Source organism: Amycolatopsis sp. NPDC026612, assembly GCF_040638285.1.
Classification (GTDB): Bacteria; Actinomycetota; Actinomycetes; order Mycobacteriales; family Pseudonocardiaceae; genus Amycolatopsis.
In genome coordinates, this window is sequence record NZ_JBEZYB010000018.1 from 62,098 (window position 1) to 83,563 (window position 21,466).

The 21,466-nt window shown below is 72.7% G+C and carries 18 protein-coding genes; 14 read left to right on the plus strand and 4 right to left on the minus strand.

All coding sequences use genetic code 11. From position 1 onward, the window contains the following. Window positions 1-106: 106 nt before the first annotated feature. From sucC to AB0F15_RS18945, 7 genes are all read left to right on the plus strand, one after another. Window positions 107-1,276 (plus strand): ADP-forming succinate--CoA ligase subunit beta, encoded by a 1,170-nt coding sequence (sucC, locus tag AB0F15_RS18915; protein WP_360271498.1) that lies wholly within the window; start codon window positions 107-109, stop codon window positions 1,274-1,276. A 1-nt stretch (window position 1,277) separates the two neighbouring features. Next, window positions 1,278-2,168, plus strand: coding sequence for a succinate--CoA ligase subunit alpha (gene sucD, locus AB0F15_RS18920; protein WP_103353387.1), 891 nt, complete (start codon window positions 1,278-1,280; stop codon window positions 2,166-2,168). A gap of 274 nt (window positions 2,169-2,442) precedes the next feature. After that, on the plus strand, window positions 2,443-3,231 hold the full coding sequence (locus AB0F15_RS18925; RefSeq protein ID WP_360271500.1) for a DUF5336 domain-containing protein: 789 nt from the start codon (window positions 2,443-2,445) through the stop codon (window positions 3,229-3,231). 136 nt (window positions 3,232-3,367) lie between these two features. Then, complete coding sequence (locus tag AB0F15_RS18930; protein WP_360271502.1) at window positions 3,368-4,849, plus strand: DUF6350 family protein; 1,482 nt, start codon at window positions 3,368-3,370, stop codon at window positions 4,847-4,849. Window positions 4,850-4,926: 77 nt separating this feature from the next. After that, window positions 4,927-5,544 carry a phosphoribosylglycinamide formyltransferase gene (gene purN / locus AB0F15_RS18935; RefSeq protein ID WP_360271504.1) on the plus strand — a complete coding sequence of 206 codons (618 nt, stop codon included), beginning with the start codon at window positions 4,927-4,929 and terminating at the stop codon, window positions 5,542-5,544. Further along, the gene (gene purH, locus AB0F15_RS18940; RefSeq protein ID WP_360271506.1) at window positions 5,534-7,102 is read left to right on the plus strand and encodes a bifunctional phosphoribosylaminoimidazolecarboxamide formyltransferase/IMP cyclohydrolase; all 1,569 of its coding nucleotides are present in this window, start codon (window positions 5,534-5,536) and stop codon (window positions 7,100-7,102) included. Before purN ends, purH begins: the two co-directional genes overlap by 11 nt. An 89-nt stretch (window positions 7,103-7,191) precedes the next feature. Beyond that, a complete protein-coding gene (locus AB0F15_RS18945) occupies window positions 7,192-8,019 on the plus strand; it encodes a hypothetical protein (RefSeq protein WP_360271508.1) in 828 nt (275 codons plus the stop codon). A 10-nt stretch (window positions 8,020-8,029) separates the two neighbouring features. Here the strand turns inward: AB0F15_RS18945 and AB0F15_RS18950 are convergent, their stop codons facing one another. Beyond that, window positions 8,030-8,788 carry a hypothetical protein gene (locus AB0F15_RS18950; RefSeq protein ID WP_360271510.1) on the minus strand — a complete coding sequence of 253 codons (759 nt, stop codon included), beginning with the start codon at window positions 8,786-8,788 and terminating at the stop codon, window positions 8,030-8,032. 44 nt (window positions 8,789-8,832) lie between these two features. Then, window positions 8,833-9,321, minus strand: coding sequence for a GNAT family N-acetyltransferase (locus AB0F15_RS18955; protein WP_360271512.1), 489 nt, complete (start codon window positions 9,319-9,321; stop codon window positions 8,833-8,835). Between the two features lie 53 nt (window positions 9,322-9,374). Here AB0F15_RS18955 and AB0F15_RS18960 point away from each other — a divergent pair, with 53 nt between their 5' ends. From AB0F15_RS18960 to AB0F15_RS18980, 5 genes are all read left to right on the plus strand, one after another. Continuing rightward, the gene (locus AB0F15_RS18960) at window positions 9,375-9,929 is read left to right on the plus strand and encodes an HD domain-containing protein (protein ID WP_360271514.1); all 555 of its coding nucleotides are present in this window, start codon (window positions 9,375-9,377) and stop codon (window positions 9,927-9,929) included. 156 nt (window positions 9,930-10,085) lie between these two features. After that, window positions 10,086-10,781 (plus strand): hypothetical protein, encoded by a 696-nt coding sequence (locus tag AB0F15_RS18965; protein WP_360271516.1) that lies wholly within the window; start codon window positions 10,086-10,088, stop codon window positions 10,779-10,781. A gap of 253 nt (window positions 10,782-11,034) precedes the next feature. Continuing rightward, window positions 11,035-12,597: a DNA polymerase Y family protein gene (locus tag AB0F15_RS18970; protein ID WP_360271685.1), complete on the plus strand. Its 1,563-nt coding sequence runs from the start codon at window positions 11,035-11,037 to the stop codon at window positions 12,595-12,597. Between the two features lie 2 nt (window positions 12,598-12,599). After that, window positions 12,600-12,968 (plus strand): hypothetical protein, encoded by a 369-nt coding sequence (locus tag AB0F15_RS18975; protein WP_360271518.1) that lies wholly within the window; start codon window positions 12,600-12,602, stop codon window positions 12,966-12,968. After that, on the plus strand, window positions 12,969-16,280 hold the full coding sequence (locus AB0F15_RS18980; protein WP_360271520.1) for an error-prone DNA polymerase: 3,312 nt from the start codon (window positions 12,969-12,971) through the stop codon (window positions 16,278-16,280). Here AB0F15_RS18980 and AB0F15_RS18985 read toward each other — a convergent pair. Beyond that, complete coding sequence (locus AB0F15_RS18985; protein ID WP_360271522.1) at window positions 16,273-17,001, minus strand: methyltransferase domain-containing protein; 729 nt, start codon at window positions 16,999-17,001, stop codon at window positions 16,273-16,275. The genes AB0F15_RS18980 and AB0F15_RS18985 overlap by 8 nt on opposite strands. Before the next feature lie 108 nt (window positions 17,002-17,109). Here AB0F15_RS18985 and AB0F15_RS18990 point away from each other — a divergent pair, with 108 nt between their 5' ends. After that, window positions 17,110-17,592: a VOC family protein gene (locus AB0F15_RS18990; RefSeq protein ID WP_360271524.1), complete on the plus strand. Its 483-nt coding sequence runs from the start codon at window positions 17,110-17,112 to the stop codon at window positions 17,590-17,592. 45 nt (window positions 17,593-17,637) lie between these two features. Then, entirely contained in the window at window positions 17,638-18,225 is a 588-nt protein-coding gene (locus AB0F15_RS18995) for a pentapeptide repeat-containing protein (protein ID WP_360271526.1), read from the plus strand. A gap of 46 nt (window positions 18,226-18,271) precedes the next feature. Here AB0F15_RS18995 and AB0F15_RS19000 read toward each other — a convergent pair whose 3' ends face one another. Further along, window positions 18,272-21,349 carry a glycohydrolase toxin TNT-related protein gene (locus AB0F15_RS19000; protein ID WP_360271528.1) on the minus strand — a complete coding sequence of 1,026 codons (3,078 nt, stop codon included), beginning with the start codon at window positions 21,347-21,349 and terminating at the stop codon, window positions 18,272-18,274. Window positions 21,350-21,466 lie beyond the last annotated feature (117 nt).

Sequence of the window (21,466 nt, forward strand, 5' to 3'; positions counted from 1 at the left end):
GGTGCGGAGTCCCCCGCGTCTGCGCAGGTCGCTAACCTCGACTGGTCCGACAGCGCGGTCCGGTCGCGGACCACCTGCAGTGGCGTGTCGTCAGGAGACTGGAGTAGTGGACCTCTACGAGTACCAGGCGAGGGATCTCTTCGCCGCCCACGGAGTACCGGTTCTGCCGGGCTCGGTGGCTAGCACCCCCGAAGAAGCCAAAGCCGCCGCGGAGCAGATCGGCACCCAGGTCGTCGTCAAGGCGCAGGTGAAGGTCGGCGGCCGCGGGAAGGCGGGCGGCGTCAAGCTGGCCCAGACGCCGGACGAGGCGAAGGAGAAGGCGGAAGCCATCCTCGGCCTCGACATCAAGGGCCACATCACGCGTCGCGTGCTCGTGGCCGAAGCCTCGGACATCTCGTCCGAGTACTACTTCTCCTTCCTGCTGGACCGGTCCAACCGGACCTTCCTGGCGATGGCGTCGTCCGAAGGCGGCATGGAGATCGAGCAGCTCGCCGTCGAGCGCCCCGAGGCGCTCGCCAAGATCCCGGTCGACTCGATCACCGGTGTCGACAAGGCGAAGGCGCTCGAGATCCTGAAGGCCGGCAACTTCCCGGCCGACATCATCGACGAGGCCGCCGACGTCGTCGTGAAGCTCTGGGAGACCTTCGTCTCCGAGGACGCCACCCTGGTCGAGGTCAACCCGCTGGTCCGCGACCCGCAGGACAAGATCATCGCCCTCGACGGCAAGGTCACCCTCGACGAGAACGCGGACTTCCGCCAGCCGGGCCACGAGGCCCTGGTGGACAAGGACGCGGAGAACCCGCTCGAGGCGAAGGCCAAGGCCAAGAACCTCAACTACGTCAAGCTCGACGGCCAGGTCGGCATCATCGGCAACGGCGCGGGCCTCGTCATGTCCACTTTGGACGTCGTGGCGTACGCGGGCGAGAAGCACGGCGGCGTGAAGCCGGCGAACTTCCTCGACATCGGCGGCGGCGCGTCGGCCGAGGTCATGGCGGCCGGGCTGGACGTCATCCTCAACGACACCGACGTGAAGAGCGTCTTCGTCAACGTCTTCGGCGGCATCACCGCCTGCGACGCGGTGGCGAACGGCATCGTCGAGGCCCTGAAGATCCTGGGCGACGAGGCCGCCAAGCCGCTGGTCGTCCGCCTGGATGGCAACAACGTCGTCGAAGGCCGGCAGATCCTGGCCGACGCGAACCACCCGCTGGTCACCGTGGTGGACACAATGGACAACGCGGCCGACAAGGCTGCCGAGCTCGCCGCGGCAGGTGCGTGAGATGTCGATCTTCCTCAACGAGAACAGCAAGGTCATCGTCCAGGGGCTCACCGGCTCCGAGGGCATGAAGCACGCCACCAAGATGCTGAAGTCGGGCACGAACATCGTGGGCGGCGTCAACGCCCGCAAGGCCGGCCAGACCGTCACCATCGAGGGCAAGGACCTCAAGGTCTTCGGCACCGTCGAAGAGGCGATCAAGGAGACCGGCGCCGACGTGTCGGTCATCTTCGTGCCGCCGAAGTTCGCGAAGGACGCGGTCGTCGAGGCGATCGACGCCGAGATCCCGCTGGCCGTCGTCATCACCGAAGGCATCCCGGTGCACGACTCGGCCTACTTCTGGGCGCACGCGGTCGCGAAGGGCGGCACGACCCGGATCATCGGGCCGAACTGCCCCGGCGTGATCAGCCCCGGCAAGTCGAACGCCGGCATCATCCCGGCCGACATCTCCGGCCCGGGCCAGATCGGCCTCGTGTCGAAGTCCGGCACGCTGACCTACCAGATGATGTACGAGCTGCGGGACATCGGCTTCTCGACCGCGGTCGGCATCGGCGGTGACCCGATCATCGGCACCACGCACATCGACGCCCTCGAGGCGTTCGAGGCGGACCCCGAGACCAAGGTCATCGTGATGATCGGCGAGATCGGCGGCGACGCCGAAGAGCGCGCCGCGGCGTACATCAAGGAGAACGTGACGAAGCCGGTCGTCGGTTACGTCGCGGGCTTCACCGCGCCCGAGGGCAAGACCATGGGCCACGCGGGCGCCATCGTGTCGGGCTCCTCCGGCACGGCCGCCGCGAAGAAGGAGGCCCTCGAGGCCGCCGGCGTCAAGGTCGGCAAGACCCCGAGCGAGACCGCCGTCCTGGCGCGTGAGCTGTACAACAACCTCGGCTGAGGTTGACGCCGTGTCCCCCGGAGGCCGCCTCCGGGGGCCGGGGGCCAGCCCTCCGGACTCCCGGGGAAAATCCGGGCGCACCTCCTGGTGAAGGCCGGGCACCGCACAGGTGCCCGGCCTTTCCTCGTTCCGGCACGAAACCCCGCGAGGTATTCACGCGTCTGGTGGGCTGGCGGCCGTCGAGTGCGCTAGCGTTCTGCGCACACAAGCCGCCTCGTCTTTCCCGGGCGCCCGCGCGCCCGGAGTGCCGGTCGAACCGACAGGAGTGCATCCGATGACCTTCCCCAGCGGCGGGCCTGGCTACCCCCAGCAGGGTGGCGGCCAGCAGCCCCCCGGACCGCCGTCCAGTGGTTTCCCGGCGCAGCAACCGCCGCACTCGCACCAGGCGCCGTCCGGTGCGGCGGGCCTGACGCAGAACCTGCCGCTGCTGCTCGCCCTGGTCGTCGCCGGCCTCGGCCTCGTGCAGTACTTCCTCGGCTTCTCCGACAACGGCGAAGTCGGCCTCGGCGGGACGCTCCTGCTGGCCGGTGGCCTGCTCGCCGCGATGCACGCGCTGCCGAAGGGCCCGAAGACGCTGCCGTTCGCGGCGCTGCTCAGCGTTCTCGGCGCGCTCGAGGTCCTGGACGCGCTGGTCGGGATGCAGACCACGCCCGGCATCGTCACCGTCATCCTGATCCTCGGGATCCTGCAGATGCTCGTCGCGGTGGGTGCGCTGCTGATCGAGCAGGGCATCGTCAAGCCGCCGGCGCCGAAGGCCGCAGCGCCGTCCTACGGCGGCCAGTACGGCCAGCCGGGTCAGCCGGGCCAGCAGCAGCAGTACGGCCAGCCCGGTCAGCAGTTCGGCCAGCCGGGCCACGGGCCGGGGCCGGGTGCCGCCGGCGGTGAGCAGCAGGCGCCTTTCTCGCAGCCGGGCCAGTACGGCTCGCCGAACCCGCCGTCGACCTCCCCGCCGCCGGGGCAGCAGGCCACGACCTACGCCCCGCAGCAGGGCCAGTTCTTCCAGCAGCAGCCGCCGCCGGAGCACCCGGGCACGCCGCCCGGTGGCTTCGGCAAGACGAACTGAACCACCCCCCATCCGAACACCCGCTGTGACGCACCGCGTCACAGCGGGTGTTTCGCGTCCGGGGGGACCCGACCGGGTGAGCAACCCCGTCCGGCGGCGGCGTGGCTCACCCGGACGGACCAGCCCGGATGTCAGGGTGCTGATCATGGACGTGCTCACCGACGACCCCCACCCGCCGGGTGAAGAGGTGGGCGGCCTCCGGCCGGAGGCCGGACTCCCCGGGGGCGCCCGGGTGCGCGTGCTGCTCGCCGCCGCCCTCGGCCCGCTGGTCACCGGCTACACCGCCGTGGCGACCGTGCTGGCCCTGGTCGCCCTCACCGCCGGCCGCACCGCCTTCTCCGCCACCGGGGTGCTGCTGGCCGCCGGGCCCGGCTGGCTCGCCGCGCACCAGGTGCGCCTCGGCCTCGGCGGTCACCCACTCGGGATGCTGCCGCTGCTGCCGACGCTGGGTGTGGTCGTCCTGGCCGCGCGGACGGCGTCCGGCGCCGCCCGCCGCCTCGGGTGCCGGTCGTTCCGCGAGGCACGGCCGGTGCTGATCGCGATCGCCGGGGCGCACGCGGTGCTGGGGCTCGTCATCGCGCTCTGCGCGCAGGGTTCGCCGGTGACGGCGAACCCGGTGGCCGCCTTCGCCGGGCCCGGCCTGCTCGCCGCGGCGGCCTCGGGCGTGGGCATCATCCGGTCGTGCGGGCTGCCGGACGTGGTCGCGGAACGCCTGGACGCGCTCGCCCTGCGCGGGCTGCGGGCCGGCGCGCTGAGCCTGGCGGTCCTGGTGGCCTGCGGCGCCGCCGTGTTCACCGTCGCGACCGGGCTGTCGTGGGCGACGGTGTCCGACAGCTACGAGCCCGGGTTCGGCACCAGCTTCGGGTTGTTCCTGCTCTCCCTGCTGTACCTGCCGAACGCCGTGACGGCCGCGCTGTCCTTCGTCACCGGGCCCGGGTTCTCGATCGGACCACTCAGTGTGGGCATGTTCGGCTACCGCGGTGGCGCCGTGCCTGCCGTCCCGCTGCTCGGCGGCCTGCCCGAACACCACGCGGCGTGGTGGCCGGCGCTGCTGGTGCTGCCCGCGGCGGCCGGTGCGCTGGCCGGCTGGTCGCTGCGCAAGGCCGACGCCGATCCGGCGCAGCGCATCCGCGCGGTCGCGGCGGCCGGCGCCGTCGTCGCGCTGGGCTGTGTCGTGCTGGGCACGCTGGCCGGCGGCCGCCTCGGCGACGGCCCGTTCGACCCGGTGAGCATCCCCGTCGGCGTCGCTTCGATCGTCGCCTTCTGCTGGATCGTCATCCCGGGTTCGTTCGTCGCGTTCTTCGCCGGCGAGCACGAGCCGCCCGCGCCGCCGCCCGAAGCGCTCGAAGACAACGAGGCCTTCGAGGACGCCGAAGACGTCGACGCCGAAAAAGCATCCGAAGCCGTCGCGGAATTCGAAGCGGCTGAAGCGTCCGAAGAGCCGGAAGCGTCCGAAGAGGACGAGCAAACGGCCGCCGAGGACGCGGAGTTCGAAGCCGAGGCCGACGCCGAACTCGGCCTGGAAGAACCGGCCGAAGAAGCCCCGGAACCCGGCGAAGCTGTGACCGGAGGCACCGAGACCTGCGGCGACGTCGAGGCGGCCGAGGGCGACCGTTAGGGTTGACGTGACCTGGTGAAGCGCCGTGCGCCCGGCGGCGCACCGCCCGCGGCAAGGAGCCCGCTCTGTCTCAACGGTTGGAGCTGCCCACTCCGGTGAAGCTCGTGGTGCTCGCGTCGGGCTCCGGCACCCTCCTGCAGGCGGTGCTGGACGCCACCGGGCGGTCCGGCTTCCCGGCCAAGGTCGTCGCGGTCGGCGCCGACCGCACCGGCGTCGAAGCCCTCACCCGCGCCGAGCGCCTCAGCATCCCGTCGTTCACCGTCCGCGTCGCCGACCACCCGGACCGCGCCGCGTGGGACAAGGCGCTGACCGAGGCCGTCGCGGCGTACCGGCCGGACCTGGTCGTCTCCGCCGGGTTCATGAAGATCCTCGGCGAGCAGTTCCTCGGCCGGTTCACGGTGATCAACACGCACCCCGCCCTGCTCCCGTCCTTCCCGGGCATGCACGCGGTCCGCGACGCCCTCGCGGCCGGCGTCAAGGTCACGGGCTCGACCGTGCACTTCGCGGACGCGGGGGTCGACACCGGGCCGATCATCGCCCAGGAGGCGGTCGTCGTGGAGAGCGACGACGACGAAAACGTCCTGCACGAACGGATCAAGGCCGTCGAACGCAGGCTGCTGGTGGAAACGATCGAGCGACTCGGCCGCGGTGGCTGCACCGTGGACGGACGAAAGGTGACATTTCGTGAGCACTGACCTGGGACGGCGTCCGGTCCGCCGGGCGCTGATCGGCGTCTCGGACAAGGCGGGCCTGCTGGACCTCGCGACCGGCCTGCACGCGGCCGGCGTCGAGATCGTCTCCACCGGCGGCACGGCGAAGGCCATCGCCGACGCCGGTGTCCCGGTCACGCCGGTCGAGCAGGTCACCGGGTTCCCGGAGTCGCTGGACGGCCGGGTGAAGACGCTGCACCCGAACGTGCACGCCGGGCTGCTGGCCGACCAGGGCAACCCCGGCCACGTCGAGCAGTTGCGCAAGCTGGACATCGCGGCGTTCGACCTGCTCGTCGTGAACCTGTACCCGTTCGCGCAGACGGTCGCCTCCGGCGCGAGCCCCGAGGACTGCGTCGAGAACATCGACATCGGCGGCCCGGCGATGGTCCGCGCGGCGGCGAAGAACCACGGCAGTGTCGCGGTCGTCGTCGACCCGGCCCGCTACGGCTGGGTGCTCGAGCGCGTCTCCGACGGCGGCTTCGAGTTCGAAGACCGCAAGCGCCTCGCCGCCCAGGCGTACGCGCACACCGCGGCGTACGACACCGCCGTCGCTTCGTGGTTCGCCAGCGCGTACGCCCCCGACGAGAACACTGTCGACGCCGGCTTCCCGGACTTCCTCGGCGCCACCTGGGAACGCGCCGACGTGCTGCGCTACGGCGAGAACCCGCACCAGAAGGCCGCGCTGTACAAGAGCGACCGGCCCGGGCTGGCCCACGCCGAACAGCTGCACGGCAAGGCCATGTCCTACAACAACTACGTCGACACCGACGCCGCGCGCCGGGCCGCGTTCGACTTCGCCGAACCCGCCGTCGCGATCATCAAGCACGCCAACCCGTGCGGCCTCGCGGTCGGCGTCGATGTCGCCGAAGCGCACCGCAAGGCGCACGCGTGCGACCCGGTTTCGGCCTACGGCGGCGTCATCGCGACGAACCGGCCGGTCAGCCGCGAGGCGGCCGAGCAGATCGCCGAGGTCTTCACCGAGGTCGTGCTGGCCCCGGACTTCGACGCCGAAGCCCTGGAAATCCTGCAGCGCAAGAAGAACATCCGGCTGCTGAAGCTGCCGGCCACCCCGGCGTCGTCGATCGAGTTCCGCCCGATCTCCGGTGGCGTCCTCCTGCAGTCCGTCGACGCGATCGACGCTTCCGGCGACGACCCCGCCAACTGGAAGCTGGCCACCGGCGCCCCGGCCGACGAGCAGACCCTGCGCGACCTCGAGTTCGCGTGGCGCTCGCTGCGCGCGGTCAAGTCGAACGCGATCCTGCTGGCCGCCGGGGGCGCGACCGTCGGCGTCGGCATGGGCCAGGTCAACCGGGTCGACTCGTCGCGGCTCGCGGTGGCCAGGGCGGGTGACCGCGCCAAGGGCTCGGTCGGTGCGTCGGACGCGTTCTTCCCGTTCCCGGACGGCCTGGAGGTGCTGGCCGAAGCGGGTGTCCGCGCGATCGTGCAGCCCGGCGGCTCGGTCCACGACCCCGAGGTCATCGCGGCCGCGGAAAAGGCGGGCGTCACCATGTACCTGACGGGGACGCGCCACTTCGCGCACTAACCGCTTTCGGGGGCTCCGGGTGGCGGAGCCCCCGGTCCCGGGGCGAAGCTCCGGATGTCACTGACCCGCGCTTCGAGAGGGAGGGCTCGATGCAGCAACCGCCGCAGTACGGCCAAGGTCAGCAGGGGTACCCGGGCTCGCAGCAGCCCGGGTACCCGCAGCAGCCCGGGTACCCGCCGCAGCCCGGGTACCCGCCGCAGCCGGGCTACCCGCCGCAACCGGGATATCCCCAGCAGCCGGGGTATCCGCAGCAGCCCGGGTATCCGCCTCCGGGGTATCCGCCTGCCGGGCACGGCGCACCGGCGCCGCCGCCGAAGAAGAAGCGGACCGGGCTGATCTTCGGGAGCATCGGCGCCGTCGTCGTACTGCTCGGTGCGGGCATCCCGCTGGGCATCTTCGCGGGCGACTACTTCGCGAGCACCGGCGCGGCACCGTCGTCGTCGCCGGTGCCCGCCGAGTGCCAGGTGCCGGCCGAGGTGCTGGCGAAGGCGGGCTTCCCGAGTTTCGTCCTGGGCGGAAACGGCAGCCAGGACCTGCCCAACCTGAAGCAGGTCGGCTGCAGCTGGAAGCCGGGGCCGGACGAGAACGTCCGCGACGCCACCCTGCACGTCCAGATCACGCGGTACTCCGGGGAGACCGCGCGGGAGAGGGCGAACGGCGACTTCCTGCCGACCAGGCCGGAGATCACCCCGACGGACGTGCGGGGCATCGGCGACAAGGCGGTGCTGGTCCGGCTGGCCGGCGACAGCGCGTTCAGCGGCGCCGAACTGCACGTCCTGAAGGGCACGACCGTCGTCTTCCTCGAGGTGACCGGCTGGGACAAGGGGTTCTTCTCGAAGTCGCCGATGCCCCAGGAGGAATCCGACGCCACCGTGCAGGCGGTCGGCGCGGAGATCGTCAAGAGGCTGTCCCGCTAGGACCCCGCCCTCACCCGGGTGCGGGCAGCGCCTTGCAGAGCGCGGCCGGGAACTTCCGTTCGGCCGCCAGGATTTCCGCGCAGCCGGCGGACCGGACCTGCGCGAACGCCGTCCAGCCCGCGTCGCCCCAGCGGAAAGCGGTGCGGGACGGCGGCTCGGTCTGGCGCGCCAGCAGGTCGAGGACCAGCCAGCCCGGGTCGCAGGCGCGGGTGGTGCCCGGGCTTTCGGCGCCGGCGGCGGACACCGCCGCGCCGATCCACGCGGGGTCGCAGTGGTCGGCGGGTGCGGCGCAGGTGCCCTGGCGATCGCAGTGTCCCCAGCCCGCGCCGAGCTTGTGCCAGGCGCTGCCGGTGTCGGCGTTGAGGATCACCGTCCGGTCCGCGATCGGGCCGGATGTTGTCAGCCGCAGCTCCGCGGGCACCTTGTCCTGGCAGCCGCCTGCAGCGGGCCGCGTCGAGTAGACGACGTCGGCGCGGATGTCGGTCTTCGCCTCCACGAGCTGCTCGATCCGGGGCTCCCGGACGCAGCCGGGGTCCTTGCCGGGCAGCGCGACCTGCACGAACAGGCTGTGGTCGTTCGTGCCGGGCCGGATGCCGGTGACGTCGGCGCGGAACGAGCGCCACTCGGCACCGATGGTCGTCGGCGGCGGTGCCGCGGCCGTGGCACCGGGCACCGCGCCACCGGCGGTCAGCACGACGGCGGCCACCGCTGCCGCCGCGACGAGCGCGCCGGCGATCCACAGGACCGGCCGTCTCCGCGGTTCGGTCATCGCCACCCCCCAAGTTCACCGGCAATCTAGCCGACGTCGCAGCGTCAGGCGGCCGGGCCGGGTTTTTCGCGCAGCGTGACGTCCTTCTCGAGGTACACCGCGCCGGCGATGTGGCCGCCGGCGGCGGGCGGGTCGGTGAGCCGGTAGCCGGCCCGCTGGTACAGGGCGATGTTGCGGGCGCTGCGTGGCCCGGTGAACAGGCCGAACCGGCGGGCTTCGGCGGGCGCCTGCGCTTCGGCGTGGGCGAGCAGGCGGCGGCCCAGCCCGCGGCCGGCGAGGTCCGGTGCGACCATCAGCCTGCCGAGTTCCCAGAGGTCCCCGTCCAGGCGGGCGCGCACGGCGCCGATCAGGCGGTGGTCCTGCCGCAGCACCCACACCGACCAGGTCTTCGTCCAGTCACGCACGTCTTCGAGGGTTTCGTGCAGGGCGGGGATGTCGAGGGTGGCGTTGAGAACGGCCTCCTGGACCCAGCAGCAGCGCTGCAGGACCAGCAGTTCCGGGCCGTCTTCGGGGCCGGCGTCGGTGAGCTCCACGCCGTCTGTCTAATGATCGGCTCCGGCGCGGGCAACTTCATTATGGTGGCGGGATGCTCCTGCGCGACGCTCTCGACGCCCCGGGGTTCGCCCCGCTGCCGCCTCGGGCCCGGACGGTGCTGGAAGCGCTGGCGGCGCCGCCGCGGCGGGGTGCGCACCTGCGGGTGGTGCACGACGTCGCCGTCACGCTGACCGGCTGGGCGCGGCCGCGGGTGGACTTCGACGTACCTGCCGTGCTGTTCGGCGCGGCCACGCACGACATCGGGAAGGTCCGGCACCCCGCGGAGCTGTCCGGACCGGGGTCGGCGCACGAGCTCGCCGGGTATTCGTTGCTGCTCTCGCAGGGAATCGAGGAGGCTTCGGCGCGCTTCGCGCGGACGCATGGTTCGTGGGACGTTCCCGGCGCCACCCTCGAAGACCTGCTCGTCACCTTGGCGGACAAGGTGTGGAAGGGAAAGCGGGTGCCGGCGCTGGAGGAGCGGGTCACCGAGCGGCTCGGCGGGTCGCGGTGGGAGACCTTCCTGGCCCTCGACGACGAGCTCGAACGGATCGCCGCGGGTGCCGACGAGCGGCTGGCCTTCCAGGCTGCATACCCCACTACCGGGTGACTTGACACCCTGGACGGTTCACGGTTGACTTGTCCATGTCGAACAGGTGTTCGACATGGAACCGCCGCCTTCCCCGCGGCGAACCAGCGCCGTCGGTCGCGTTCTTTGGGAGAGGCTCGACCGCCGGCCCTAGTCCGTGGTGGGGAGGTGCGTGCGGTGACTGCTGTGGTGGAGCCGCCGGTGGCCCGGCTGGCGGCCCTGCCCGGGGTCAGCACGGCGAGCCGGGTGGCGGCCCAGGCCGAGCGGGCCAGGGCGACGGGAAGGGTGCTCCCGGTCGTCCCGGCGCTGGCCGGGCTGCTGCCCGGCGCCGGCCTCCGGCGCGGGAGCACGGTGGCGGTCCACGGGGGGACATCGCTGCTGCTCGTGCTGCTCGCCGAGGCCACCGCGCGGGGAGCCTGGGCGGCGGTGATCGGCATGCCGTCGCTGGGCCTCACGGCGGCGGCCGAGTACGGCGTGGACCTCGGCCGGCTGGCGTTGGTCCCGCAGCCGGGCACGGAGCTCCCGGCGGTGGTCGCGGCGTTGCTCGACGGCGTGGACCTGGTGGCGGTCCATTCCGAGACAGTGCAGCCAGCCGTGGCGCGGCGGCTGTCGGCCCGTGCTCGCCACCGCGGCGCGGTGCTGCTCTCGGCCGGAGCCTGGCCAGGCGCGGACGTCGAGCTGTCGTGCCGTCGCGGGTCCTGGACAGGCCCGTCGGACGGTTACGGCCACCTCGGTTCGCGCCAGGTGACCGTCCGAGTCCACGGCCGCGGCGCGGCGGCTCGCCCGGTCTCGGCCGAGCTCGCCCTCCCGGCCGCGGGCGGCCAGGTGACCCGAGCGGTCCCGAGGCCCGCGCTTCGCGAGGCCACCGCATGAGCGCTCACCGCCGTCCTCAAAGGACATCCGCCGCTCACCTCACCCTGGCCTGCCCGTATCCCGCCAGTGCCGCGTGTCGTCCGTCGGCGTGCGCGACCCAGCCATCCGGGCAAGCCAACCGACTCTCCCGGTACGCGACCCGGCCATTCGGGGACGCGAACCGGCCCCTCCGTCCGGGGCGCCTCGGCCGTCGGCTGCGGGAGGCCTCATGACCGTCCCGGCCCAACGCGGCACCCCCGGCACGCCCACCCGCATGCTGGTCCTGTGGTGCCCGGACTGGCCCGCCGTCGCGGCCGCAGCCATCGGCGGGGTGGCCGTGACCCAGCCGGTTGCCGTCTTCGGTGGCAACCGGGTCGTGGCCTGCAACGCCGTGGCCCGGCGAGGTGGGGTCCGGCGGGGGATGCGGCGGCGGGAAGCGCAGTCGAACTGTCCGGAGCTGGCCGTCTTCGGGGCCGACGACGGCCGGGATGCTCGGCTGTTCGAGGCCGTCGCGCGGGCGGTCGAGGGGCTCGTCGTCGGGGTCGAGGTCGTGCGGCCGGGGCTGGTTGCCGTGCCCGTCACCGGTGCCGCGGGGTACTTCGGCGGGGAACACACGCTCGTCGAACGGCTCGTCGACGAGGTCGCTGCCGCGGCCGGGGTCGAGTGCCAGGTCGGCGTCGCCGAGGGACTCTTCGCCGCGACGCTCGCCGCCCGGTGCGGTGAGCTCGTCGCACCCGGGTGCGTGGCCGAGTTCCTCGCGCCGCTTCCGGTCACCGAACTCGACCAGTCCGGCGCCGACCGCGCGGAACTCGTCGACCTGCTGCGCCGGCTCGGGTTGAAGACGCTCGGCGCTTTCGCCGCCCTGCCGGAACGCGACGTCGCCAACCGCTTCGGCGCGGCCGGGGTGCTGGCCCACCGGCTGGCGCGCGGACGCTCCGAACGGCCGCCGCTGAGGCGACGGCCACCGCCGGAACTGACGCTGACCGAGGAGTTCGACCCGGTCGTCGAGCGGATCGACGTCGCCGCGTTCCTCGCCAAGGGCCTCGCGACGCGGTTCTGCACGGCACTCGCCGGGCACGGTCTCGCCTGCACCCGGCTCGGCATCTACGCCGTCACCGAAGAAGGTGAGCACCTCGGCCGGTCGTGGCGGTGCGCGGAACCGCTGACCCCCACCGGCGTCGCCGATCGCGTCCGCTGGCAGTTCGAGGGGTGGCTCCGGGCCGCGCCCGGGCAGCGGCCGACGTCCGGCGTGGTGCGGCTGCGGCTGGAACCCGAGGAGGTCGTCGAAGGCCGGTCACTGCAGCTCGACCTGTGGCGCAACGGCGGCTCCGACGAGGACGACGAACGCGCGGCTCGTGCGTTCGTGCGGGTCCAGGGCCTGCTCGGGCCCGAAGGCGTGCTCACCCCGCTGCTCGACGGCGGCCGCGACCCCGCGGGCCGGGTCCGGCTGGTGCCCTGGGGCGACCCGCGCGAGCGGACGACGCCGCCGGACGCGACCTGGCCGGGGCGGCTGCCGTCCCCGTCCCCGGCGACGGTCCTCGCCCGGCCGGTGCCGGCGCAGGTCTTCGACGACGGCGGCCGGGCCGTCGGGATTACCGCCCGCGACCAGGTGACGGCGCCCCCGCGACGCCTGACCATCGCGGGTGGCGCGGACCGGGAGGTGGTCGGCTGGGCGGGCCCGTGGTCCCTGGCGGGCGACCGACGGCGGCCGGGCCCGCGGCGGGCGCGGCTGCAGCTGGTGCTGGCCGGCGAGGAAGACGAGCCGCCCGAAGCGGTGCTGGTGCACTGCGCAGGCACGGAAAATCCACTGTGGACGGTCGAGGGAGTGTACGACTGAGCATGGACGAGGACTACGCACAACGGCTGCGAAACTGGCTGCGAGCCCACCCCGGGGCCACACCCCGCGGCACGGCTGAGGAGCGCGAGTGGCTGCGCGAGATTCCCGAGCCCGCCTCCGACGAGCCTCCCGCGCCTCAGGCCGACCCGGGCGACCGGTGGTCGGTCCACGGACAGCTGCCCGTTTCCGACGACGACTGGGTCTGCCCGGTGATCGCTCTCCCGGTTCCCCGCCCCTCGCGGGAGAACGGGTGCCGCATGAGCGACGCCGAAGCCCGTTCCCGCTGGAACCACCCCTCCAACTGGCACCGCCGACGCCGCGAAGCCGAGCAGCAACAGCAACAGCAGCGAGACGAGCCCGGGAGCCACTGAATGGGCTGGAACAACCCACCCGTCCGCTGGAAGGACCTCGCCCGCAGCCTCGCCGGCGGCCTGCCGCCCGGGGACCACGGCGACAGTCCCGCCTGGAGCCGTCATCGCGAGGGCTACCGGCGGCCGGCCGGCCTCCCCGCGCGCGGGCGCGACGACGGCGGTGAGACCGTCCGCGTCCCGTACGCCGAGCTGCACTGCCACTCCAACTTCAGCTTCCTCGACGGCGCAAGCCACCCCGAAGAACTCGTCGAAGAGGCCGCGCGCCTCGAACTGGATGCCATCGCGCTCACCGATCACGACGGGATGTACGGCGTCGTGCGGTTTGCCGAGGCCGCGCGGGAACTGGGCGTCAACACCGTCTTCGGCACCGAACTCAGCTTCGGGCTCTCCGGCCCGCAGAACGGCGTCCCCGATCCGGAAGGCGAGCACCTCCTGCTGCTCGCCCGCGGCGACCAGGGCTACCGGGCCCTCTGCCGCGCCATCACCGCCGGTCAGATCCACCACAAGGCCGAAAAGGGACGGCCGGTGTACGACCTCGGTGCGGTCGCCGAGGAGGTCGCCGGGCAGTGCGTGGTGCTGACGGGCTGCCGCAAAGGCGCGGTGCGCTCGGCCCTCGTCGCGCACGGCCCGGCGGCCGCCGCGGAACAACTCCGGATCCTCGTCGACCGCTTCGGGCCGGACAACGTCTACGTCGAGCTCACCGACCACCGCCAGCCGCTCGACAGCACCCACAACGACGTCCTGACGGAGCTCGCCGGGCAGCTGAACCTGCCGACCGTCGCCACCACCGCCGCGCACTACGCCCGGCCCGAACGCGCGCCGCTGGCCGACGCGCTCGCCGCCATCCGGGCCCGGCGGGGGATCGACGAACTCGAAGGCTGGCTGCCGGCCGCCGGGACGGCGTTCCTGCGCAGTGGCGCCGAAATGGACGTCCTGTTCCGGCGGTACCCCGGTGCGGTCCGGCGCAGTGCGCTGCTGGGCATGGAATGCGCGTTCCCGCTGAAGCTGATCGCTCCCGAGCTGCCGCCCTTCGACGTCCCCGACGGCCACACCGAAACGACCTACCTCCGCGAGCTCACCGAGGAAGGCGCCGAGGAACGCTTCGCCGGCAAAGCCCACGAAGACAAGGCGAAGGCGCAGGTCGAACACGAGCTCGCCATCATCGAAGAGCTGGGCTTCCCCGGCTACTTCCTGATCGTCTGGGACATCGTCCGGTTCTGCCGCGACAACGGCATCCTGTGCCAGGGTCGCGGTTCGGCCGCGAACTCGGCCGTCTGCTACGCGCTCGGCATCACGAAGGTCGACTCCGTCGCCTACGAACTGCTCTTCGAACGCTTCCTCGCCCCGGACCGGGACGGCTACCCCGACATCGACCTCGACATCGAGTCCGACCGCCGCGAAGAGGCCATCCAGTACGTCTTCCGCAAACACGGCCGCCTGAGAACCGCCCAGGTCGCGAACGTGATCACCTACCGCGCCCGGTCCGCCGTCCGCGACGCCGCCCGTGCCCTCGGCTACTCACCGGGCCAGCAGGACGCCTGGAGCAAGCAGATCGACCGCTGGGGCTCGTTGCGCAGCACCGAAAAGGACCACGACCACGACATCCCGGACGACGTCGTGCAGCTCGCCTTCGCGCTCGAGGACTTCCCGCGGCACCTGGGCATCCACTCCGGCGGGATGGTCATGTGCCGGGAGCCGGTGAGCCAGGTCGTGCCGGTCGAGTGGGCCCGGATGGCCGGCCGCAGCGTGATCCAGTGGGAGAAGGAGGACTGCGCCGCCGCCGGGCTGGTCAAGTTCGACCTGCTCGGCCTCGGCATGCTCTCCGCGCTGCACTACATGATCGACCTCGTCGAGGAGTACAAGGGCGAGCGCGTCGACCTCGCCGAACTCGACCTCGCCGATCAGAAGATCTACGACATGCTGTGCCGCGCCGACGCGATCGGCGTGTTCCAGGTGGAGAGCCGGGCCCAGCTGGCGACGCTGCCGCGGCTGCAGCCCCGCGAGTTCTACGACCTCGCCGTCGAGGTCGCGCTGATCCGGCCCGGCCCGATCCAGGGCGGCTCGGTGCACCCGTACATCCGCCGCAAGCAGGGCCGCGAGAAGTGGACCTACGACCACCCGCTGCTGGAGAAGGCGCTGCACAAGACCAAGGGCGTGCCGCTGTTCCAGGAGCAGATGATGCAGATCGCGCTGGACGTCGCGAACTTCACCGCGGCGGAGGCCGACCAGCTGCGGCACGCGATGGGGTCGAAGCGGTCGGACCGGAAGATGGACCGGCTGCGGCAGCGGTTCCTCGAAGGGGCCGCTTCGAACGGGGTCGACGACGAGCTCGCGCAGAAGATCTTCCTGAAGCTCAAGGCCTTCGCGAACTTCGGCTTCCCGGAGAGTCACGCGCTGAGCTTCGCGCACCTGGTCTTTTCGAGCGCGTACTTCAAGTTCTACCACCCGGACGCGTTCCTGGCGGGCTTGCTGCGCGCGCAGCCGATGGGGTTCTACTCACCGCAGTCGCTGGTCGCCGACGCGCGGCGCCACGGCGTCACCGTGCACGGCCCGGACATCAACCGAAGCCTGCCGCACGCGACGCTGGAAGCGTTGCCGGACAAGGGAAAGCTGCACGCCGTCCGTACCGGGCTGAGCACCGTGCGGAAGATCGGCGAAGACGTCGCAAAACGCATTGTGGCCGAGCGGGCGGACAACGGCGAGTACCGCGACATGGCCGACGTCGCCCGCCGCGTGCGGCTGACCACGCCCCAGATCGAGGCGCTGGCCACGGCCGGTGCGTTCGCCGGCTTCGGCGGTGATCGCCGTCAGGCGCTGTGGACGGCGGGCGCCGTGGCCGGGGAGCGCCCGGAGACGCTGCCCGGCCTGGTCGGCGGGCCGGCGCCGGTGCTGCCCGGGATGGACGGGCTCGACGTCGCGGCGGCGGACGTCTGGGCCACCGGGGTGTCGCCGGACAGCTACCCGACCGAGTTCATCCGCGACCGGCTCGACGAGCTCGGCGTCGTCCCGGCGAGCGGCCTGGCCGACCTCGACGACGGCGCGCGCGTGCTGATCGGCGGCGCGGTCACGCACCGCCAGCGCCCCGCCACCGCGGGCGGTGTCACCTTCCTCAACATCGAGGACGAAACGGGGATGGTCAACGTGATCTGCACGCTCGGCCTCTGGCAGCGCTACCACCGCGTCGCGCGCGGCAGCCCGGCGCTGCTCATCCGCGGCGTGGTGGAGAAGGCCGACGGCGTGGTCAGCGTCCTCGCGCACCGCGTCGAGCCGCTGCCGATGCGCATCAAGGCGAAGTCGCGGGACTTCAGGTGAGGGGACGCCGGACGATCGTGACGATTTCCGGGCTGGTGTCCGTCACCGGGGTGCGGTCCCAGTAGCCGTACTGCTCGTCGACCACCAGCCCGGCTTCCGCGACGAACCCGTTCAGCGAGGCGACGTCGAGGAAGCGCAAGGTGCTCTCGCTGTACTGCGGCGCGTCCCAGTTCGGGCTCTCGTACGTGGTCTTGAAGGTGACGTACCCGTTCTCGAACGGGCCGGCGTCGTTCCACGAGCGGATCTCGCCGGCTTCCCAGACGTTCTCCGGTGTCCAGCGCTCCCAGCCGCGGGCGGCCGGGTTGCGCGTGTCGAAGCCGAACCGGCCGCCCGGCTTCAGCGCGCGGTGGACCGCCGCGAACGCCGTGCGCAGCTCGTCGTCGGTCAGCAGCACCTGGAACGCGTGCCCGGTCATCACGGCGAAGTCGAACTCGCCGTCCCAAGAAGCGGTCGACAAATCGCCGTGCACCCACTCGACGTCGTCCCGGCGGCGGGCTTGGGCGAGCATGCCCTCGGCCGGGTCGAGCCCGACGAGCCGTCCTTCGTGGCCGGATTCCCGCGCCCAGTGCAGCAGGGAGCCGGTACCGCAGCCGACGTCGAGGACAGCCTCCGCGGCCATGATCATCGGCAGGTAGAACTCGAAGTCGCCGCTGCTCTCCCGTGGGTTCATCGCGTCGTAGAGCGCGGCGAGGTCGGCGTCGGTGTAGTGCTCGTCGGGCATCCGGTCACGTTAGCGGAGGCCTCAACCGGAGCACGCGCATTTCCGGCTGACGGTCAGTTCCTGACCTATTTCGGTTCTAGGTTCGAGGCGACGAACCGAGGAGGAAACATGGTCAACCCCGTTCCCGACGGCTACACGACGGTCACCCCGTGGATCATCGGCCGCGACACCGACGGTCTGCTCGGCTTCTTGAAACGGGCCTTCGGCGCCGAGGAGCTGGCCCGGGTTGTCGGCGAGGACGGGAAGATCGGGCACGCGGAAGTGCGCATCGGCGACGCCGTCGTGATGGCGTTCGACTCCCCGGACGGCTGGGCCGCCACCCCGGCCTTCCTGCGGCTCTACGTGCCGGACAGCGAAGAGACCCAGCGGCGCGCGATCGAAGCCGGTGCCACCGAGGTGACGCGCCAGACCGTGCTCTTCTTCGGCGACCGCGTCGGCCGGGTACGCGACCCCTTCGGCAACCTGTGGTGGATCCAGACACGGTTGGAGGACCTGGACGAAGCCGAGCTGGCGCGCCGCGCGCAGCTGCCCGAGTACGTCGAGGCGATGGCCTACGTCCAGGGGGCCGAGCTGGTCCCGCCCCGTCCATAGTGGACGGATGCGGGCCGCTCCGGCCGGTGTGGCACCCTGGGGGCCGTGCTGGAGACCGGGGAGGACTACCGCGAAGCGGTGTTGTCCGGACAATGGTGGGAAAAGCGGCGGTTCACCGGCTGCGACTTCACCGGAGCCGACCTGAGCGGGCTGCGGACCCGAGGCTGCACCTTCGACGACTGCGTGTTCAGCCGGGCCGATCTGTCGCGCTCCCGGCACGACGCGTCGGCGTTCCGGTCGTGCACCTTCGACCGGACGGTGCTCGCGGAGAGCCGCTGGACGTCGTGTTCGCTGCTGGGGACGTCGTTCACCGAAAGCGGGTTCGGCGGGATCGCGCTCACCGAGTGCGATCTCTCCCTGGCGTCGCTGGCGAAGGCGCGGCTGCGCCGGCTCGGGCTGTCCGGGCTGCGGCTGCGGGAAGCCAACCTGACCGAAGCCGACCTCACCGGCGCCGACCTGCGCGGCAGTGATCTGACCGGCGCCCGCCTGCAGGGGGCGAAGCTCGAGGGCGCCGACCTGCGTGGTGCGCGCCTCGACGCGAACGCCCTGGTGCAGGCCGATCTGCGGGGTGCGGAGGTCGACGTCGAAACGGCGATCGCCTTCGCCGCCGCGCACGGCCTGATCATCCGCTGAAACCACGAAGGCCCCGGCAGCGCGCTGCCGGGGCCTTCGCGAGCACTCAGTCGATCGGGGGTTCGCCCGGGTCGAGCTCGATCAGGTCGCCCTCGGCCACGAGATCCTCGATCGACGCCGGCAGCAGGTACGCCGCCCCGCCGCCCGGCTGGTTGAACCACGGGATCGCGACACCGGCCAGCGCCTCCAGCGGCCGCTGCACCCGGTAGACGTGGTACGGGCGGTTGACCCACTCCGGCACCAGCGATCGCTCGGCGAACGGCGTGCCCGCCGCGTACGTCAGGTTGCCGTTCGGACCGCCGAAGCGGTCCAGTTCGCTGCCCGCGGGCAGCTCGCGCAGCTCCTTGCCGCGGAACAGCGTCAGCGGCGGCTCGCCGGCCATCGGCCCGATCGGCCACTGCTGCTGGCCTCCGCCGCCTCCGCCGTTGACCGCCGGACGGGCCACGTCCTCCCGGCGCGGCGGCGCGGGCGGGACCGGCAGCACGCCCTGCGGCGCCGGGGCCAGGACGGTCGGAGCCGACGGCGGCTCGCGCCGGGGCGGCGCCGGCGGCAGCGACCCGGCTTGCTGCAGAGCCTGCGGGGGCGGCCCGGCCGGGGCCGGGGCGGGCGGCGCCGGCTGGCGCGGCGGTGCCGGCGGCTCGTCTTCGTCCTCGAGGTCGCCGAACAGCTCGGCCGCGCTGGTGAACGCCGTCTGTTCCTGCGGCGGCACCGGCTCGGGCTTGCGGACCGGGTACGAGCCGGTCGCGACCTCGGGCGACAGCGTCGCGACGACCCGCTGCGGTGCCGGTTCCGGCTCGGGTTCGGGCTCCGGTTCCGGCGCCGGGGGCTCCTCGGCGGGCACGTGGCCCTCCGGGTTGAGCAGCAGCTTGCCGAGCATGAACGCGGCGGCGTCCTCGGCGTCGCCGAACACCGCGGGATTGCTGAGCTTGCCGTCGTACCAGCCGACGCGCCAGCCGTCCTCGACCTCTTCGACGCTCCACCCGTGTTCGGCGGGTTCGCCCAGCTTGTAGCCGCTTTCGGGCACGTCGAGCTCGTCCAGTTTGGCCTGCAGCCCGGCGAGCACCGGGTGGTCCGGCGTCTCGCGGCGCAGCGCCCGGCGCCCCGGCCGGGGTGCCTGCGGCGGCGGACCGGCCGGCTCCGCCTGGGCGGCGGGCTGGGGGGCCGGCGGATCCGGCACCGGCAGCACGCCGGGCACCTCGGGCTGGGTGATCATGGTCGGCGGGCCCGGGTCGAACGCGGGCTGCTCCCCACGCCGGGACGGCTGACCTGGGGGCTGGAAGGCGTGCGGCGCTTCGTTTTCGTGGCGCGGGGGCTGCCCGGGGGGCTGGAAGGCGTGCGGTGCGTCGTCTTCGTGCCGCGGCGGCTGGCCGGGCGCCTGGAACGCATGCGGCGCTTCGCTTTCGTGCCGCAGGGGCTGGAAGGCCGGCGGTGCGTCGTCTTCGTGCCGCGGCGGCTGGCCGGGGGCCTGGAACGCGTGCGGTGCGTCGTCCTCGTGCCGCGGCGGCTGGAAGGCGGCGTGCGCCGGTTCGTCGTCGTGCCGTGGTGGCTGGCCGGGCTGGTAGGCGTGCGCCGGTTCGTCCGCCTGTCCGGTGTCGAACGCGGCGTGGCCGGACTCGTCGTCCGGTCCGGCCGGACCCGCGCCGAACGCCGCGTGCGACGGCTCGTCCTCGTGGTGGGCGGCCGGTTCCTCGTCGTGCCGCGGCAGGCCCGGCTCGAACGCCTGCTGCTCGGCCGCCTGGCCGGGCTGGAAGGCGTGCTCGTCCTCCCGCGGGGGCTGGAACGCGGCGTGCTCGTCTTCGCGCCGCAGGAAGGGCTGGCCGTCCCGCGGCGGCTCGGGGCCGTCGCCGATCGGCTGGTCGGGGACGTACTCCGCGGTCTCCTCGAGGTCGGGCACCCGGCCCGGCTCCGGCGACGAGCCGTTCGCCCCGGCCGCGTGGTCCGGCTGCTGGGCGTACTCGCCTTCGCCGTACTGGTGGTCCTCCTCGGCGAAGCGGTCGTCGAACTCCTGGTCGTCGTAGCCCTCTTCGGCGTACTCGGCCTCTGGGGCGTATTCGTGCTCTTCGGCCGGCGCCTCCGGCTCGGCGGGGGCGTGCACCGAGAGCGGCGCCTCCACCGGCACGGGCGGTTGCAGCGGCGCGATGGGCGGGGCCGCGCCAGGCGGCGGGCCGACCGGGGCCTGCTGCTGCGGCGGCATCGGCTGCTGGGGCGGCGGGCCCTGGGGCGGCGGCCCGGCCGGGCGCTGCTGCGGCGGCGGTGGCTGGTTGCCGCGGGTCAGGTACGCGGCGGCGGCCTGCAGCGTCGGTTCGTCCACGGGTGGCCGAGTGAAGCCGACCGCGCGGACGTGCTCCACCAGGTCCGGTTCGGGCGAAACGCCGTACTTGTGCAGGTAGAAGTTGACGGCGGCGGGCCAGATCCACTGGCCGTCGCTGTGGAAGGCGACCGGGACGGTGGCCTCCGGCGTCGCGGCCAGCCGGTCGATGTCGTAGCCGCGCTCCGGCACCACCAGCGGCGCGTTCTCCAGGTACTCCAGCAGCCGGTCCTGCTCCTCGACCTCGAGGTCGGGGCGGTTGATCACCGGGCGGCCCGCCGGGCCGACGGTGTCGAAGATCCGGGCGATCCGGAAGTGCGGCCCCGGGTGTTCCGGGCCGAGCCCGGACATCCGCCGGATCAGCCATTCGGGCACGTTCTCCTCGGTGCGCGGGAACATCCGCAGCTCGTCGGAGTAGGCCTGCGGTGGCGGCGCGAGGTTCCACACCGGCTCGTCGCGGTTGTACTCGAGGTTGTAACTGGAGGGGTGATCCAGCTGGTAGCGCGCGTTGAACCACGTCCCGCGGCCGTCGCGGTACATGCCGCCGCGGAGCCTGCCGAACAGGGTCGCGATGTCGTGAGTGGCGAGCCACTCGTGCACCGTGCCGTCCTCGGTCACGATCTCGCCGGTCAGCTCGTGGTACCTCCCGACGGCTCGGTACTCCGCGGTGACCTTGCGCCAGTCGCGCGGGGCGGCACGGAGCAGGGCAAGTCCGATCTGCTTGACCAGGGTGTCCTGCTCGGTCGCGTTCAGCTGCGTCGTCGGTTGTGCCACGGAGACATTTTGACTGTTCGCGCGCGCGAGTGCACCCCGCATGTGGGTTTTGCCGCTCGGCCACCCGGTGACACACGGCCTGACCTCGGATGATGCGACGTGCGGTAGATCACAGGTTGATCGCGGGCATCGTCGCGAGTGGACCGTGTGGGGTAGCGG